This is a genomic window from Streptomyces sp. NPDC097129 (assembly GCF_055668065.1).
The window spans coordinates 751,115-767,065 of sequence record NZ_JBVOQE010000001.1 but is presented as its reverse complement, the minus strand read 5'-3'; the positions used below and the strand labels follow the sequence as shown (position 1 = coordinate 767,065).

General features: G+C 71.5%; 16 protein-coding genes. 6 read left to right on the top strand and 10 right to left on the bottom strand.

Annotated elements, in window-relative coordinates:
• Positions 1 to 45: 45 nt before the first annotated feature.
• A complete protein-coding gene (locus tag AC0B9F_RS03450) occupies positions 46 to 1,116 on the bottom strand; it encodes a M4 family metallopeptidase (protein ID WP_471998538.1) in 1,071 nt (356 codons plus the stop codon).
• Positions 1,117 to 1,487: 371 nt separating this feature from the next.
• Between AC0B9F_RS03450 and leuA the strand changes: the two genes are divergently transcribed.
• Both leuA and AC0B9F_RS03440 read left to right on the top strand, forming a co-directional pair.
• Positions 1,488 to 3,209 carry a 2-isopropylmalate synthase gene (leuA, locus tag AC0B9F_RS03445; RefSeq protein ID WP_471998537.1) on the top strand — a complete coding sequence of 574 codons (1,722 nt, stop codon included), beginning with the start codon at positions 1,488 to 1,490 and terminating at the stop codon, positions 3,207 to 3,209.
• Positions 3,210 to 3,394: 185 nt separating this feature from the next.
• On the top strand, positions 3,395 to 4,093 hold the full coding sequence (locus AC0B9F_RS03440; protein WP_471998536.1) for a TerB family tellurite resistance protein: 699 nt from the start codon (positions 3,395 to 3,397) through the stop codon (positions 4,091 to 4,093).
• Between the two features lie 20 nt (positions 4,094 to 4,113).
• On the opposite strand, the gene AC0B9F_RS03435 is transcribed toward AC0B9F_RS03440, so the two are convergent.
• The 4 genes from AC0B9F_RS03435 to AC0B9F_RS03420 all read right to left on the bottom strand — a co-directional run bounded on the left by AC0B9F_RS03435 (position 4,114) and on the right by AC0B9F_RS03420 (position 8,131).
• Positions 4,114 to 5,040 carry a dihydrodipicolinate synthase family protein gene (locus AC0B9F_RS03435; protein WP_471998535.1) on the bottom strand — a complete coding sequence of 309 codons (927 nt, stop codon included), beginning with the start codon at positions 5,038 to 5,040 and terminating at the stop codon, positions 4,114 to 4,116.
• Positions 5,041 to 5,120: 80 nt separating this feature from the next.
• Positions 5,121 to 6,059: a hypothetical protein gene (locus AC0B9F_RS03430; RefSeq protein ID WP_471998534.1), complete on the bottom strand. Its 939-nt coding sequence runs from the start codon at positions 6,057 to 6,059 to the stop codon at positions 5,121 to 5,123.
• A complete protein-coding gene (locus AC0B9F_RS03425) occupies positions 6,056 to 6,583 on the bottom strand; it encodes a SigE family RNA polymerase sigma factor (protein WP_471998533.1) in 528 nt (175 codons plus the stop codon). The genes AC0B9F_RS03430 and AC0B9F_RS03425 overlap by 4 nt, the downstream gene beginning before the upstream one ends.
• Before the next feature lie 66 nt (positions 6,584 to 6,649).
• Positions 6,650 to 8,131: an alpha/beta hydrolase gene (locus AC0B9F_RS03420; protein WP_471998532.1), complete on the bottom strand. Its 1,482-nt coding sequence runs from the start codon at positions 8,129 to 8,131 to the stop codon at positions 6,650 to 6,652.
• 187 nt (positions 8,132 to 8,318) lie between these two features.
• On the opposite strand from AC0B9F_RS03420, the gene recO reads away from it, so the two are divergent.
• Genes recO through AC0B9F_RS03405 form a run of 3 tightly spaced genes read left to right on the top strand, consistent with a single transcriptional unit; the run spans position 8,319 to position 10,488 of the window.
• The gene (gene recO / locus AC0B9F_RS03415; protein WP_471998531.1) at positions 8,319 to 9,065 is read left to right on the top strand and encodes a DNA repair protein RecO; all 747 of its coding nucleotides are present in this window, start codon (positions 8,319 to 8,321) and stop codon (positions 9,063 to 9,065) included.
• A 26-nt stretch (positions 9,066 to 9,091) separates the two neighbouring features.
• Positions 9,092 to 9,925 (top strand): isoprenyl transferase, encoded by an 834-nt coding sequence (locus AC0B9F_RS03410; protein WP_471998530.1) that lies wholly within the window; start codon positions 9,092 to 9,094, stop codon positions 9,923 to 9,925.
• A gap of 26 nt (positions 9,926 to 9,951) precedes the next feature.
• The gene (locus tag AC0B9F_RS03405) at positions 9,952 to 10,488 is read left to right on the top strand and encodes a hypothetical protein (protein WP_471998529.1); all 537 of its coding nucleotides are present in this window, start codon (positions 9,952 to 9,954) and stop codon (positions 10,486 to 10,488) included.
• Positions 10,489 to 10,520: 32 nt separating this feature from the next.
• On the opposite strand, the gene AC0B9F_RS03400 is transcribed toward AC0B9F_RS03405, so the two are convergent.
• The 4 genes from AC0B9F_RS03400 to AC0B9F_RS03385 all read right to left on the bottom strand — a co-directional run bounded on the left by AC0B9F_RS03400 (position 10,521) and on the right by AC0B9F_RS03385 (position 13,657).
• On the bottom strand, positions 10,521 to 10,940 hold the full coding sequence (locus tag AC0B9F_RS03400) for a Fur family transcriptional regulator (protein WP_471998528.1): 420 nt from the start codon (positions 10,938 to 10,940) through the stop codon (positions 10,521 to 10,523).
• Between the two features lie 67 nt (positions 10,941 to 11,007).
• On the bottom strand, positions 11,008 to 11,910 hold the full coding sequence (locus AC0B9F_RS03395) for a metal ABC transporter permease (protein ID WP_471998527.1): 903 nt from the start codon (positions 11,908 to 11,910) through the stop codon (positions 11,008 to 11,010).
• Complete coding sequence (locus AC0B9F_RS03390) at positions 11,910 to 12,677, bottom strand: metal ABC transporter ATP-binding protein (RefSeq protein ID WP_471998526.1); 768 nt, start codon at positions 12,675 to 12,677, stop codon at positions 11,910 to 11,912. Before AC0B9F_RS03390 ends, AC0B9F_RS03395 begins: the two co-directional genes overlap by 1 nt.
• Before the next feature lie 20 nt (positions 12,678 to 12,697).
• A complete protein-coding gene (locus tag AC0B9F_RS03385) occupies positions 12,698 to 13,657 on the bottom strand; it encodes a metal ABC transporter substrate-binding protein (protein ID WP_471998525.1) in 960 nt (319 codons plus the stop codon).
• A gap of 184 nt (positions 13,658 to 13,841) precedes the next feature.
• On the opposite strand from AC0B9F_RS03385, the gene AC0B9F_RS03380 reads away from it, so the two are divergent.
• Complete coding sequence (locus tag AC0B9F_RS03380; RefSeq protein ID WP_471998524.1) at positions 13,842 to 15,224, top strand: glycine--tRNA ligase; 1,383 nt, start codon at positions 13,842 to 13,844, stop codon at positions 15,222 to 15,224.
• Between the two features lie 98 nt (positions 15,225 to 15,322).
• On the opposite strand, the gene AC0B9F_RS03375 is transcribed toward AC0B9F_RS03380, so the two are convergent.
• On the bottom strand, positions 15,323 to 15,751 hold the full coding sequence (locus tag AC0B9F_RS03375) for a hypothetical protein (protein WP_471998523.1): 429 nt from the start codon (positions 15,749 to 15,751) through the stop codon (positions 15,323 to 15,325).
• Positions 15,752 to 15,951: the final 200 nt, after the last annotated feature.

The following is a 15,951-nucleotide window of genomic DNA, read 5'->3' as shown; positions in this document are numbered from 1 at the left end:
GGGCCCGATTCCCGGCCGGACCACGGCGTGCGCACCCCGGCCGGTCTACAGCGTGCGCACCCCGACCTGTTCCCACGCCTTCTGCACGGCCTGGAGTTCGTCCCCGGCGCCGTAGCGCTCCCGGGCCGCCTTCACGGTGAGCGTGGCGAAGTCGGCGAACAGGGCGTCCTCCTTCAGCTCGCCGCCGGTCAGCACGTCGTACCAGACCTGGCCCGCCTTCTCCCAGGCGTGGCCGCCGAGGGCCGTGGCGGCGAGGTAGAAGGCGTGGTTGGGGATGCCGGAGTTGATGTGCACGCCGCCGTTGTCGCGGCCGGTGCGCACATAGCCGTCCATCGTGCCCGGCTGCGGGTCCTTGCCGAGGGCGTCGTCGTCGTACGCCGTGCCCGGGGCCTTCATCGAGCGCAGGGCCATGCCCGTGACGCGCGGGGCCAGCAGGCCGGCGCCGATCAGCCAGTCGGCCTCGGCGGCGGTCTGGCCGAGCGAGTACTGCTTGATCAGCGAGCCGAACACGTCGGACAGCGACTCGTTCAGCGCGCCGGACTGCCCGAAGTACTCCAGGTTCGCGGTGTGCTGTGTGACGCCGTGGGTGAGCTCGTGGCCGATGACGTCGACCGGGATGGTGAAGTCGAGGAAGACCTCGTTGTCGCCGTCGCCGAAGACCATCTGTTCGCCGTTCCAGAAGGCGTTGTCGTAGCCCTCGCCGAAGTGCACGGTGGCGTCCAGCGGCAGCCCGTGGTCGTCGATGGAGTGCCGGCCGTACGCCTTCAGGTACAGCTCGAAGGTGGCGCCGAGGCCCGCGTAGGCGCGGTTGACGGTGGCGTCGGAGCCGGGCTCGGCGCCTTCCTCGCGGACCTTGGTGCCGGGCAGGTCCTGGGTGTGCCCGGCGTCGTAGATCGTGCGGTGCGGCTGGTCGGCCGGTGCGCCGGCCGGCGCGGCGACGGCCGGTGCGCCGATCACCGTCGTCAGGCGCCGCCTGGTGCGCTGCAGGGCGTCGTGCTCCAGGGAGCGGCGGGCCGGTCCGGAGAGCGCGGGGTCCTCGTTGCGGGCGAGCCGGTCGAGGACGTGGGGCGGGACGATCGTGCAGAAGACGGGCCGACGGCCCCCGTGTGTCGTCATGCACCGCACCTTTGCACTGAGTGATGACGGTGTCACTAGCTGCCACCATGATTGGTGAAATACCGGGACAGCGGGCACGGTTCGATGTCACGCTGTGCTACGGCTGCGCGGCCGGCCGTGCGGGCGGTGTGGTGCAGCGCACTTTTTGTCCTATTTGTGGTGCCGGTCCCGCATACTGGGACAGGCCCTCATCCCGGGGGCGGCTCGGGCTAGCATGCGGAGCATCATGCGTTTCGGGCTGCTCCTTCTTAGCTGCCGCGGCGAGGGCCTGTAGTCGAGGCCGACTCCCTCCCCGCGGAGCTTGGTGTTGCGTCGTCGGCCGTCCTTCCGGACACCGGGACTTTCCCGCACACTCGAGGAGCCCACGCGTCATGGCGAACCGCCAGCAGCCCAGCCCGATGCCGATCCACAAGTACCGCGGTTACGAGCAGGTCGACATCGCCGACCGCACCTGGCCTCAGCAGCGGATCACCGCGGCCCCCAGGTGGCTGTCCACCGACCTGCGGGACGGCAACCAGTCCCTGATCGACCCGATGACGCCCGAGCGCAAGCGCCGGATGTTCGACCAGCTGGTCAAGATGGGCTACAAGGAGATCGAGGTCGGCTTCCCCGCCTCCGGCCAGACCGACTTCGACTTCGTGCGCTCGATCATCGAGGAAGAGGGCGCGATCCCCGACGACGTCACGATCTCCGTACTGACCCAGGCCCGCGAGGACCTGATCGAGCGGACCGTGGAGTCGCTGAAGGGCGCCAGGCGCGCCACCGTCCACCTGTACAACGCCACCGCCCCGGTCTTCCGCCGGGTCGTCTTCCGCGGCTCCAAGGACGACATCAAGCAGATCGCCGTCGACGGCACCCGCCTGGTGATGGAGTACGCCGAGAAACTGCTGGGCCCCGAGACCGAGTTCGGCTACCAGTACAGCCCGGAGATCTTCACCGACACCGAGCTGGACTTCGCCCTCGAGGTCTGCGAGGCGGTCATGGACGTCTACCAGCCGGGCCCGGGCCGCGAGATCATCCTCAACCTGCCCGCCACCGTGGAGCGTTCGACGCCGTCCACGCACGCGGACCGGTTCGAGTGGATGCACCGCAACCTGTCCCGCCGCGAGTACGTCTGCCTGTCCGTGCACCCGCACAACGACCGCGGCACGGCCGTGGCGGCGGCCGAGCTGGCGGTCATGGCCGGCGCCGACCGCGTCGAGGGCTGCCTGTTCGGGCAGGGCGAGCGCACCGGCAACGTCGACCTGGTCACTCTGGGCATGAACCTGTTCTCGCAGGGCGTCGACCCGCAGATCGACTTCTCCGACATCGACGAGATCCGTCGCACGTGGGAGTACTGCAACCAGATGGAGGTCCACCCGCGCCACCCGTACGTGGGCGACCTGGTCTACACGTCCTTCTCCGGCTCCCACCAGGACGCCATCAAGAAGGGCTTCGACGCCATGGAGGCCGACGCCAAGGCCAAGGGCGTCACCGTCGACGACATCGAGTGGGCGGTGCCGTACCTGCCCATCGACCCCAAGGATGTCGGCCGTTCCTACGAGGCGGTCATCCGCGTCAACTCGCAGTCCGGCAAGGGCGGTATCTCCTACGTCCTGAAGAACGACCACAAGCTGGACCTGCCGCGCCGGATGCAGATCGAGTTCTCGAAGATCATCCAGGCGAAGACGGACGCCGAGGGCGGCGAGATCACGCCGAAGGAGATCTGGGCGGTCTTCCAGGACGAGTACCTGCCGAACCCGGAGAACCCCTGGGGCCGCATCCAGGTCAGGACCGGCCAGTCGACGACCGACACCGACGGCGTGGACACGCTCACCGTCGAGGCGACGGTCGACGGCGCCGACACCGTGCTGACCGGCTCCGGCAACGGTCCGATCTCGGCCTTCTTCAACGCTCTGGAAGGCCTGGGCCTGGACGTACGCCTGCTGGACTACCAGGAGCACACGATGAGCGAGGGCGCCTCCGCGCAGGCCGCCTCCTACATCGAATGCGCGATCGGTGACAAGGTCCTGTGGGGGATCGGCATCGACGCGAACACGACGCGTGCGTCGCTGAAGGCGGTCGTCTCCGCCGTCAACCGCGCCGCGCGCTGATCCTCCTGACAGGGAGTTTTCGGGCCCCGACCGCCGGGAACGGCGGCCGGGGCCCCGTCGTTTTCGCGCCAACTCGCCCACAGGTCACGGGAAGGTCTCGTCCGGGGTGCTGACTCAGCCTCATGGATGTGGCTAACATCACGCAAGCGCTCGGCGATGTTGCCGTGGGGTTACGGAGGTGCGACGTGCTGCCAGTTCGGGGACACAACGGCCATGACGGCGCGTTCGTGCGCATCCTGGGCACCCGCATCGCCTGGACGCCCGTCGGCGACGGCGAGTTCTTCTGCCCCGGCTGTGGCGGCGACCGCAACTACCAGCGTCTGACCGGCCGGCGCCGGCTCACCCTGCTCGGCCTGCCCGTCCTGCCGCGCGGCGCGTCCGGGCCGGTCGTCGAGTGCGCCGCCTGCCACCGCCACTTCGGCACGGACGTCCTCGACCACCCCACCACCACCCGTTTCTCCGCGATGCTGCGCGACGCCGTCCACACCGTCGCCGTCGCCGTGCTCTGCGCGGGCGGCACCTCCTCCCGTACGGCCCTGGAGACCGCCGCCACGGCCGTGCGCGCCGCCGGCTTCCCGGACTGCACCGAGGAACAGCTCGCCGCGCTCGTCGAGGCGATCGAGGAGGACACCGGCCGGCTCCACCCGGACCGCACCTGCGGCCCCGGGCTCGGCATAGAGCTGCACGAGGCCCTCGACCCGCTCGCTGCGCACCTGGCCTGCGTCGGCCGCGAATCGATCCTGCTCACCGGCGCCCGCATCGCGCTGGCCGACGGCCCCTACATCCCGGCCGAGCGCGACACCCTCGCCACCGTGGGCGCCGCGCTGACCCTGTGCGCGCAGGACGTCACCCGCCTGCTGGAGGCGGCGCGCACGCCGTCCTGACGCAGCAGTGGCGCGGTGGCTCAGAGCAGCCCCGCCGCCACCAGGTGCCGTTCCACCGTCCGCACCTCCTGCGGCGACAGCGGGATCTGCGGCTGTGCCGTCGCCGGGCAGGCGATCACGCCGCGCAGGTGCAGGGCCGCCTTGAAGGCGCCCAGGGCCGAGGAGCCGGCGCCCATGCGGGCCGGGTCGCCGGCGCGGACCAGGCCGAACAGGGCCGCGAGCCGCTCCTGTTCCAGCCGGGCCCGCTCCCGCTCACCGGCCCGGCACAGCCGGTCCAGGCGGACGTAGCCGTGCGGGTCGACGTTGGCCAGACCCGGGACCGCGCCGTGCGCGCCGACGGCCAGCGCGGCGTCGACGATCAGCTCGGAGCCGGTGAGCACGCTGAAACCGGGGTGGGCGCGGGCGCCGATGACGATCTCCCGGAAGCCGGCCAGGTCGCCGCTGGAGTCCTTCACCCCGGCCAGCACCCCGTCGGCGGCCAGCCGCAGGACGACGTCGGCGGGCGGCCTGGCCGGGACGGACACCGGGATGTCGTACGCCAGGACCGGGACCGGGCTGCCCGCGGCGACGGCCCGGTAGTGGCGCTCGATCTCGGCCGGGTGGGTACGGGCGTAGAACGGCGCGGTGACCACGACCGCGTCCGCGCCCGCCGCCACCACCGCGGCCACCTGGTCCAGCACCCTCGCCGTCGTCATGTCGATCGCCCCGGCCAGCACCGGCAGCTCACCGCCCACGTGCCGCACGACGCTCTCCACGACCAGCCGCCGCTGCCGGTCCGTCAGATACGCGGCCTCCGAGGTCGAGCCGAGCACGAACAGGGCGTGCACCCCGCCCGACACCAGGTGGTCGACCAGCCGCAGCAGCGAGTCCACGTCCACCTCCCGCTCCTCGGTCAGTGGCGTGCACACGGGCGGAACGACACCGGTCAGCGGGGCGGGCACGGTCATCTGCGGCTCTCTGGGACGCTGCGGCGGACGAGGCCGCGGCCCGCGCCCTCGTCCCTCCCGCCCGACCGTACCGGGGCGGACTACGGCAGCGTCTTCTCGTACGCCGGGTCGCGGTCCGAGTCGTAGACGAGCTTCCCGGCGGCGTCGTAGCCCTGGAGGTGCGGGGCCTCGGTGACCTGGCGGTGCAGCGTGCCCGAGGCCACGAGCCAGCCGTGGTCCAGCACGGCCTCACTGCTGCCGCCGCCGTACGATACCGTCACCCGGGCCACCGACGGTTTGACCGTGCCGATGAAGCCCCAGCGGAACGGCAGCTTCCAGTGGCCCTTGTCGAGGAAGGACTGCTGGTACAGCTTGCCGCCGTTGATGTCGGCCGAGACGGGAGCGGAGCCGTCCGCGCCGACGCCGCCGCCGCTGACGTTCAGGCCCTGCGCCCTGCCGTCCCTGATGTTGCAGATCACCCGCGTCGGCTGGGCCCCATCCTTCACGGCGACGACGAACATGCCGTCGCCCGGAGCGTTGGAGTCGCCCGTGGAGTCCATTGCCAGGATGATCCGGTAGTCGGCGGCCTTCCCCAGCCCGGGGCCGCGTGCCGGACCCCGCAGCGTCCTGTTGTTCTCCCGGTCGTAGGCGAGGCACTGGTCCAGCCCGTGCGCCGCCTGCGCGAAGGTGATCCCGTCGAGCAGCTGCCGCCCGGCATCGGCGGGCTCCGCCGGACCCGACGGCTTCGGCGACCGGGCCGGCGCCGGGCTCACCGGCGCCGAGGCCGAGGGACGCGTCGCCGCCGTGTCCGCCTTCCCCGGGCCGTCGCCGCCCAGCGCGTACGCGCCCACCGGCAGCGCCGTCAGCACCACCAGCGCCGCCCCGGCCGCCGCCACCCGCCGCCGCCGCTCCAGCGCGCCCTGCCGCCGGATCTGCGGATACGGCGCCGGCGCCGGCCGCACCTCAAAGGCGTCCTGCGCGAGGAGCCGCCGCAGCCGCTCCTCGAAGTCGCCGTCCTGCCCGTGCCGTTCCCCGCTCACCTGCCGCCTCCTCGCCCGCCGGCCCCGTCGGCGAACTCCATCAGCCCCGGATACGTACGCAACTTCGCCAGTCCCTTGGACGCCTGGCTCTTGACCGTGCCCGGCGAGCAGCCGAGCACCTCGGCGACCTCCGCCTCCGACAGGTCCTCCCAGTACCGCATGACGACCACCGCCCGCTGCCGGGGCGGCAGTCCGGCCAGCGCCGTCATCAGCGCACCCCGCTCGTCGGACCACGCCACGTCGTCCCGGCCCGCCCGCTCGGGCGGCGCCGACGTCAGCGACTCGCTCACCCGCCGTTTGCGGAAGCGGTCGCTGTTGCAGCTGACGAGCATCCGGCGGACGTACGCCTCCGGGTTGTCGCTGCGCACCACGCGCCGCCACGACCGGTACGCCTTCGCCAGCGCCGTCTGCGTCAGATCCTCGGCGTGGTGTGCGTCGCCGGTGAGCAGATACGCGGTCCGCACCAGGTGTGACCACCTGGCCGAGACGAACTCATGGAACCGGTCCTCCAGTTCGGCCTGCATCAAGCACCCTCCTCGCCCTCCAGACCACCGATCGGACGGATTCGGTTGCCCGGGGCCGGAAGATGGTCAACGGCAGTACGTGTCACCGTCCGGCCGCTCACCCGTGGCCAGGAAGCGGGAGACCGTGTCGTCGCCGCACGCGTTGCCGTTGGCGAGATAGGCGTCGTGGCCCGTGGAGTTCACGGTGACCATGACCGCGCGCCGGCCCAGCGCCTCGCGGAGCCTGCGGGCCCCGGCGAGCGGGGTGGCCACGTCCCGTTCGTTCTGCACGAGCAGGATGTTCGACGGCCCCCGGCCGGTGATCCGCACCGGCGCCTGCCGCGGCGGGTACGGCCACGCGGCGCACAGCATCGCATTGCGCGGCATGCCCGCGGTCAGCGGGTACGCCTTGCGGCTCACGTCGACGTCCTTCTGGTAGACCGCCGCGTCCGTCGGCCACGCCACGTCGTTGCACAGCGTCGCGGCGCCCACCGCGGCCACGTTCTGCAGCACCGGCTCCGGCGGGCCGGCCGGCGCCGGCGGCAGCGTGCCCTTGCGGGCGTCCACCATCAGCTTCGCCAGACCGTCGAACTGGTCGGGGTCGTACAGGCTGTCCAGCATGGTCTGGCGCAGCACGTTGCCGTTCAGCTCCGGGGGGTTGGCGCCGGGCCAGGGGATCGGCCGGCGGTCCAGCTCGGCGGCCAGCCGCAGGAACTCCTCGCGGACGCCTTCAGGTGTGTCCGCGACCCGGTAGGGGTGACCGGGCGCCGACACCCGCTTCGCGAACTCGGGGAACACGTCCTCCACGCCCTGCTCGTGCCCGGCCAGCCAGGCCCGCGAGACCCGGGCGGGATCGGGGTCGTCGTTGCTGTCCAGCACGATCCGGTCCGTGCGCTGCGGGAACAGCTGGCCGTAGACGGCCCCGGCATACGTCCCGTACGACACGCCCCACGCCGAGATGCGCCGCTCGCCCAGCGCGGCCCGGATGCGGTCGATGTCGCGGGCCACGTCGACGGTGCTCAGGTGCCGCAGCAGCTCACCGCCGTTGCGCGCGCAGGCGTCGGCCGTGCGGCGGGCGGTGGCCAGGTTCCCGGCGACCGAGCCGTCCGCGTCCGGCCAGGGCCGCAGCCGGGAGGTGGCCAGGTCGGCGTGGTCGAGGCCGCAGTCGACGGCCGTCGAGGGGGCCATGCCGCGCGGCGCGAACCCGACCAGGTCGTAGGCGTCGCGGACCTCCTTCGGCAGCTTCTGCCCCTTGCCCGAGGGATCGTCCAGGCTGGAGCCGCCCGGCCCGCCGGGAATCATCAGCAGCACACCGCGCCGCGCCCCGGGGTTCTCGCTGCGCACCCGCGAGAGGACGAGGTCGATCACCGGCCCGCCCGGACGGCTGTGGTCCAGCGGGACGGCGAGGGTGGCGCACTCCTGCGGCGAGCCGGGGGCGGCGCCGGGACACGACCCCCAGACGAGGGCCGGCCGCCCGGCGGGCGCGGCGGTCGCCGTGAGCGGCGCGGCGAGGGACAGCAGGACGGCGGAGGCGGCGGCGAGCGCTCCGTGGCGCTTCATCGAGATCATGCCGAGGAGCCTCGCCGATCGCAGCCCACCGCCCCATCCGGCCAACTGCCTTGTCCGTACGGGGGTTTACCCCCGGCAGGGCGCGGCGGCACCCGCAAGGCCCGGAACCGCCGAAGGCAGAGGTGAACGATCGTGCACACTCCGTGACCGGTCCTGTCCGGTCTCCTCCTGAGGGCACAATGGGTCCATGAGCCTGTTCCGCGACGACGGCATCGTGCTGCGCACCCAGAAGCTTGGTGAGGCGGACCGCATCATCACGTTGCTGACGCGCGGGCACGGGCGGGTGCGGGCCGTGGCCCGGGGGGTACGGCGGACCAAGTCGAAGTTCGGGGCCCGGCTGGAGCCCTTCTCCCACGTCGACGTGCAGTTCTTCGCGCGGGGCAGTGAGCTGGTGGGCCGGGGCCTGCCGCTGTGCACGCAGAGTGAGACCATCGCCCCGTACGGCGGCGGGATCGTCACCGACTACGCCCGGTACACCGCCGGGACGGCCATGCTGGAGACCGCCGAGCGCTTCACCGACCACGAGGGCGAACCGGCCGTCCAGCAGTACCTGCTGCTGGTGGGCGCGCTGCGCACGCTCGCCCGCGGCGAGCACGCGCCGCACCTGATCCTCGACGCCTTCCTGCTGCGCTCGCTCGCCGTCAACGGCTACGCGCCGAGCTTCACCGACTGCGCCAAGTGCGGCATGCCCGGCCCCAACCGGTTCTTCTCCGTCGCCTCCGGCGGCTCCCTGTGCGTCGACTGCCGGGTGCCCGGCTGTGTGGTGCCCTCCCCGCAGACCCTGGCGCTGCTCGGCGCGCTGCTTACGGGAGACTGGGAGACCGCGGACGCCTGCGAGCCGCGGCACGTCCGGGAGGGCAACGGACTGGTCTCCGCCTACCTGCACTGGCATCTGGAGCGCGGCCTGCGTTCCCTCCGGTACGTCGAACAGTAGAAACAGCCGAAGGAGACGAGAAGCACATGGCCGTACGCGGGTTCCTGGGGCGCCAGCGCCGTGAGTACAGGACGCCGGAGCCGCACCCGTCCGGCGCGCGGCCCCCGACCCTCGGCGAGCTGGTCCCCGGCCACGTGGCGATCGTCATGGACGGCAACGGCCGCTGGGCCAAGGAGCGCGGGCTGCCCCGCACCGAGGGCCACAAGGTCGGCGCCGAGCGCGTCCTGGACGTCCTCCAGGGCGCCATCGAGATGGGCGTGGGCAGCATCTCGCTGTACGCCTTCTCCACCGAGAACTGGAAGCGCTCGCCCGACGAGGTCCGCTTCCTGATGAACTTCAACCGCGACTTCATCCGCAAGACCCGCGACACCCTCGACGAACTGGGCGTGCGGGTGCGCTGGGTCGGCCGGATGCCCAAGCTGTGGAAGTCCGTCGCCAAGGAGCTCCAGATCGCCCAGGAGCAGACCAAGGACAACGACCGCCTCACCCTGTACTTCTGCATGAACTACGGCGGCCGCGCGGAGATCGCCGACGCCGCGCAGGCCCTCGCCGAGGACGTGAGGGCGGGCCGTCTCGACCCGTCCAAGGTCAACGAGAAGACCCTGGCGAAGTACCTGTACTACCCGGACATGCCGGACGTCGACCTGTTCCTGCGGCCCAGCGGCGAGCAGCGCACCTCCAACTACCTGCTCTGGCAGTCCGCCTATGCCGAGATGGTGTTCCAGGACGTGCTGTGGCCCGACTTCGACCGCCGCGACCTGTGGCGGGCCTGCCTGGAGTACGCCTCCCGCGACCGCCGCTTCGGCGGCGCCATCCCGAACGAGGAGCTGCTGGCGATGGAGGGCCGCCAGGAGAGCTGACCGCCGTTGCCGTACGATCCCGCCTCATGGTCATGGACATGGGGCGGGACGTCGTTCAGGACGACGCTGTCGAGCTGGAGTACACCCACGAGCAGCGGGACATGACGGACGCGGTCCGGCTGCTGATGCGCAAGCGAAAAGGGGTGTTCGGGCTGCTGTACCACCCGGCGCTGGCGGCGACGGCCGCCCTGCTCGGAGTGGCACTGCTCGTCGTCGGCCGCGTGGACAACCTCGGGATCGGCATCGGGCTGATCGTGTGGGGCGGGCTGATGCTCTGCCTTCCGCGTCTGTCGGCCGCCCAGCTGCGCAAGGCGCACGAGCACCACGGCCAGGTCCGGGTGACCGTCGGGGCTGCGGGCGTACGCCTGGTCAGCCCGCACGCGGAGGTCCGCACCGGCTGGGCCAACTACGGCAGCTACGCCGAGTCGGACCACGTCTTCATCCTCCGCAGCCCCGACCGAGCGGGCCGCTGCGCCAACATCCTCGCCAAACGCGGCGCCCGGACCCCCGAGGACGTGGACCGCCTCCGCGAGATCCTGGACGCACACCTACGGCGCGTGTGAACCGAGGGACAACGGCGATCAGGCGAACCGGCTCAACCCGCGGAGCGCCCCGCGCAGTCCGAACACGTCCCGAAGATCTCCACCGTGTGCGCCACGTTCACGAACCCGTGCTCGGAGGCGATGGCCTCCGCCCACTTCTCCACCGCCGGCCCCTCCACCTCGACGGCCTTGCCGCAGGAGCGGCAGACCAGATGGTGGTGGTGCTCGCCGGAGGAGCAGCGGCGGTAGACGGACTCGCCGTCGGACGTGCGCAGGACGTCGACCTCACCGGCGTCGGCGAGGGACTGCAGGGTGCGGTAGACCGTGGTGAGCCCGACGGAGTCGCCCTTGTGCTTGAGCATGTCGTGGAGTTCCTGCGCGCTGCGGAACTCGTCCACCTCGTCGAGCGCCGCCGCCACGGCGGCGCGCTGCCGGGTGGCGCGGCCCTTCACGGGCGGTCCAGCGGTCGTCACCGGTTGCCTCCTTCGACGGCGTCTGCCCCTGCCGGGCCATTGTGCCAGCCCGGCCGGGAAGCCCCGGTCAGACGCCGATCTCGTCCGGCGCTTCCCGGCCGGCCGGGATGGTGCACTCCGCCGGATCGCCGGCGGGCTGCGCGGCGGACAGGGCCCGGGCGCGGCGCCGGGCCAGCGGGGCGGCCACCGCGGTGAGCGCGATGAACGCGGCGATGGTCAGCAGCACGATCGTCGCGCCGGGCGGCACGTCCTGGTAGTACGAGGTGACCGTGCCGCCGATGGTCACGCTCACGCCGATCGCGACGGCGATCGCGAACGTGGCCGCGAAGCTGCGGGTGAGCTGCTGGGCGGCGGCGACCGGCACCACCATGAGCGCGCTCACGAGCAGCAGCCCGACCACGCGCATCGCCACCGTCACGGTCACCGCGGCGGTCACGGCGGTGAGCAGGTTCAGCGCCCGCACCGGCAGCCCGGTGACCCGGGCGAACTCCTCGTCCTGGCTGACGGCGAACAGCTGCCGGCGCAGGCCCAGCGTGACCAGCACCACGAACGCGGCGAGCAGGCAGATCGCGACGACGTCCGACTGCGACACCGTCGACAGGGAGCCGAAGAGGTACGACGTGAGGTTCGCGTTGGAGCCGGTCGGGGCGAGGTTGATGAACATCACGCCGCCGGCCATGCCGCCGTAGAAGAGCATCGCGAGGGCGATGTCGCCGCGGGTCCTGCCGTACCAGCGGATCAGCTCCATCAGCACCGCGCCCAGCACGGACGTCAGGGTGGCCATCCACACCGGGGACGCCGACAGCAGGAAGCCCAGGCCGACGCCCGTCATCGCCACGTGGCCGATGCCGTCGCCCATCAGGGCCTGGCGGCGCTGCACGAGGTAGATGCCGACCGCGGGCGCGGTGATGCCGACCAGGACGGCGGCGAGCAGCGCCCGCTGCATGAAGGCGTAGTCGAGGAGTTCCATCAGCTCAGCAGTCCCGTGCGAAGAGGTTCGGTGCCCGCCGGTGCGTGCGGGTGGACGTGGTCGTGGCCGGGCAGGGCGTGCTGGCCGACGGCCTTGGGCGGCGGGCCGTCGTGCAGCACGCAGCCGTCGCGCAGCACCACCGCGCGGTCGATGAGGGGCTCCAGGGGCCCGAGTTCGTGCAGCACCAGCAGGACCGTCGCACCGGCCTCCACCTGGCCCTTGAGGGTGCGTGCGAGCACCTCCTGGCTGGCCAGGTCGACGCCCGCCATGGGCTCGTCCATGATCAGCAGTTCGGGTGCGGCGGCCAGCGCCCGCGCGATCAGCACCCGCTGGTGCTGCCCGCCGGACAGGGCGTTCACCGAGTCCCCCGCGCGGTCCGCCATCCCGACCAGCTCCAGGGCGTGCCGTACGGCCTCCCGGTCGGTCTTGCGGAAGACGCCGAAGCGGGTGCGGGAGAGCCGGCCCGAGGAGACGATCTCCGTCACGGTCGCCGGGACGCCGCCCGCGGCGGTGGTGCGCTGTGGGACGTATCCGACCCGTGACCACTGCCGGAAGCGGCGGCGCGGGGTGCCGAACAGTTCGATCTCGCCGGCGCTGACCGGCACCTGGCCGATGACGGTGCGCACGGCTGTGGACTTGCCGGAGCCGTTGGCGCCGAGCAGGGCGACGACCTCGCCGCGGTGCACGGTCAGGTCGATGCCGCGCAGTACGGGCCGTGCGCCCAGCTCGGCGCGCACACCGCGCAGGGATATGACGGGCTCGGTCATGGCGCCCTCCGGTCGGTCGGTCACTTGGTCCCCAGAGCGGTCTGCAGGGCCTTGAGGTTGGCCCGCATGACCTGGAGGTAGTCCTGGCCGCGGGACTTGTCCGTGATGCCCTCGATCGGGTCGAGGACGTCGGTGCGCAGGCCCGCGTCCTTCGCGACGGTCCTGGCGGTCTTGTCGCTGACGAGGGTCTCGTAGAAGACGGTGGAGACGTGGTCGGCCTTCGCCATCTGCTCCAGCTCCTTCACGCGGGCGGCGCTCGGCTCCGACTCCGGGTCGAGACCGTTGATGGCCTCCTCGGTCAGGCCGTAGCGCTCGGCGAGGTAGCCGAAGGCGGCGTGGGTGGTGAGGAAGACCTTGGTCCTGGTGTTCTTCAGCCCGGCGGCGAACTCGGCGTTCAGGGCGTCGAGCTTGCCGACCAGCGCGCCGGTGTTCTTGCGGTAGTCCGCGGCGTGGGCGGGGTCGGCCTTGGCGAAGGCGGCGCCGACGCCCCGGGCGACCTCGGCGTAGCGCACCGGGTCCAGCCAGATGTGCGGGTCGTTGCCGCCGCTCTCCTCGCCGTGCTCGTGGTCGTGCTCGGCGGCGTGTCCGCCGACCTCGTTGCCGTGCTTCTCCAGGGTGGTCAGGGAGGCGGCGTCGATCTTGGTGCGGGCCTCGGACTGGCCGACGGCCTCGTCGACGGCCGGCTGCAGGCCCTTGAGGTAGAGCACCGCGTCGGACTGCTCCAGCCGGCCCCGCTGCCGGGCGCTGATCTCCAGGTCGTGCGGTTCCTGGCCGGGCGCGGTGAGGCTGGTGACGTGCACATGGCCGCCGCCGATCTGCTCGGCGAGATAGGCCATCGGGTAGAAGGACGCGACGACGTCGAACTTGTCCGTGTTGCCGGCGGCCGTGCTGTCACCGCCGCAGGCGGTCAGGGTGCCGATCCCGGCAGCGGTGACGGCGGTGGCCGCGACCGCGGATATGAGGCGTCGTCGTACGTTCATGACAGTCATTTTCAACAAATATGGAAACCGTTGTCAACAAGCCTGCTGAGAGCGCCGGACCGGCCCCGTTTTGCCCGTCCGGCCGGGCCCCCGATTTGGTTGAGGGGGAGCCCGCGCCGGTACGCTGAAGCATTCGCTGGAAGCATCTCGCTTCGTCGCCCGTCGTCGTAATGAAGAGAGCACCGTGGCCGCCGACAAGATCGACACCATCGTCAGCCTGAGCAAGCGCCGTGGCTTCGTTTTCCCGTGCAGTGAGATCTACGGCGGACAGCGTGCCGCCTGGGACTACGGACCGCTGGGTGTCGAGCTCAAGGAGAACATCAAGCGCCAGTGGTGGCGCTACATGGTGACGTCGCGCGAGGACGTGGTCGGTATCGACTCGTCCGTGATCCTGGCCCCCGAGGTCTGGGTCGCCTCCGGCCACGTCGCCACCTTCACCGACCCGCTCACCGAGTGCACCTCCTGCCACAAGCGGTTCCGCGCGGACCACCTGGAGGAGGCCTACGAGGAGAAGAAGGGCCGCGCCCCCGAGAACGGCCTCGCCGACATCAACTGCCCGAACTGCGGCAACAAGGGCCAGTTCACCGAGCCCAAGCAGTTCTCCGGTCTGCTGTCGACGCACCTCGGCCCGACCCAGGACTCCGGCTCCGTCGCCTACCTGCGTCCCGAGACCGCTCAGGGCATCTTCACCAACTTCGCCCAGGTGCAGACCACTTCGCGCCGCAAGCCGCCGTTCGGCATCGCCCAGATGGGCAAGTCGTTCCGCAACGAGATCACGCCGGGCAACTTCATCTTCCGCACCCGCGAGTTCGAGCAGATGGAGATGGAGTTCTTCGTCAAGCCCGGCGAGGACGAGCAGTGGCAGGAGTACTGGATGGAGCAGCGCTGGAACTGGTACACGGGCCTCGGCCTGCGTACGGAGAACATGCGCTGGTTCGAGCACCCGAAGGAGAAGCTCTCCCACTACTCCAAGCGCACCGCCGACATCGAGTACCGCTTCCAGTTCGGCGGCAGCGAGTGGGGCGAGCTGGAGGGCGTCGCCAACCGCACCGACTACGACCTGAGCGCCCACTCCAAGGCCTCCGGCCAGGACCTGGCCTTCTACGACCAGGAGGCCGGCGAGCGCTGGACGCCGTTCGTCATCGAGCCCGCGGCCGGTGTCGGCCGCGCCATGCTGGCCTTCCTCCTCGACGCCTACGTCGAGGACGAGGCGCCGAACGCCAAGGGCAAGATGGAGAAGCGGACCGTGCTGCGCCTGGACCACCGCCTCGCGCCGGTGAAGGCCGCGGTGCTGCCGCTGTCCCGCAACCCCGAGCTGTCCCCGAAGGCCAAGGGTCTCGCCCAGGCGCTGCGTCAGCACTGGAACATCGAGTTCGACGACGCCGGCGCCATCGGCCGCCGCTACCGCCGCCAGGACGAGATCGGTACGCCGTACTGCGTGACGGTCGACTTCGACACGCTGGACGACAACGCGGTGACCGTCCGTGAGCGCGACTCGATGAAGCAGGAGCGCGTCTCCCTGGACCAGATCGAGGGCTACCTCGCCTCCCGCCTGATCGGCTGCTGAGGCCGCCCGCCGGCACACGCGAAGGCCCACCCCTGCATCCAGGGGTGGGCCTTCGCGCATGCCTGGGCGGTGCGTGCCCGTGCGGGCTCGCGGGCTCCTCAGGTGACCTTGACCGTCACCGTCGGGGAGTGCACCATGCCCGCGGCGACCCGCAGATGCTCGGTGCCCTTGGTGTTGAAGCCGGCGGTGAGCCGGTAGCTGCTTCCCTTCTTGACGGTGGTGTGCTCCTTCAGGGACGTCCACTTGCCGTTGTGCTGGCTCTGCAGCACCAGCGTGGTGCCCACCTTCAGGCCCTTGGTGCGGCCGGTGAACATCACCTTCTGGCCCGTCTTCACGGTCGTGTGGTCGGCCTTGACGGTGATCGAGGCGGCCGTGGAGTGGCTGCTGCCGCTGTGCGTGGTGTGGTGCGGGTACGGGCTCGGTGAAGTGGCGGCGAGGGCCCCCGCCGTCCCGCCCGCCATCAGCGCGGCGGACACGGCGCCGACCGTGAGCACGCGGCCGCAGCGTCCACGGAACGTGGTCTTCATCTTCGGCTCCTTGGGGATGCAGGACGCTTCCCCACCAGCCTTCGCCCGCGACCCGCCCCCGGCGAACGCACCGGGGTGAGCGTGCGGTGAGAAACCCCCTGCGCCTTCTGAAACCCGCAGGTGGGGACGGGTGTCGGCGGGGGGATCTCTTACCCGGATTCTCAACGTGGCGCGGCAGTGAAACGCCAACATGCTGACAA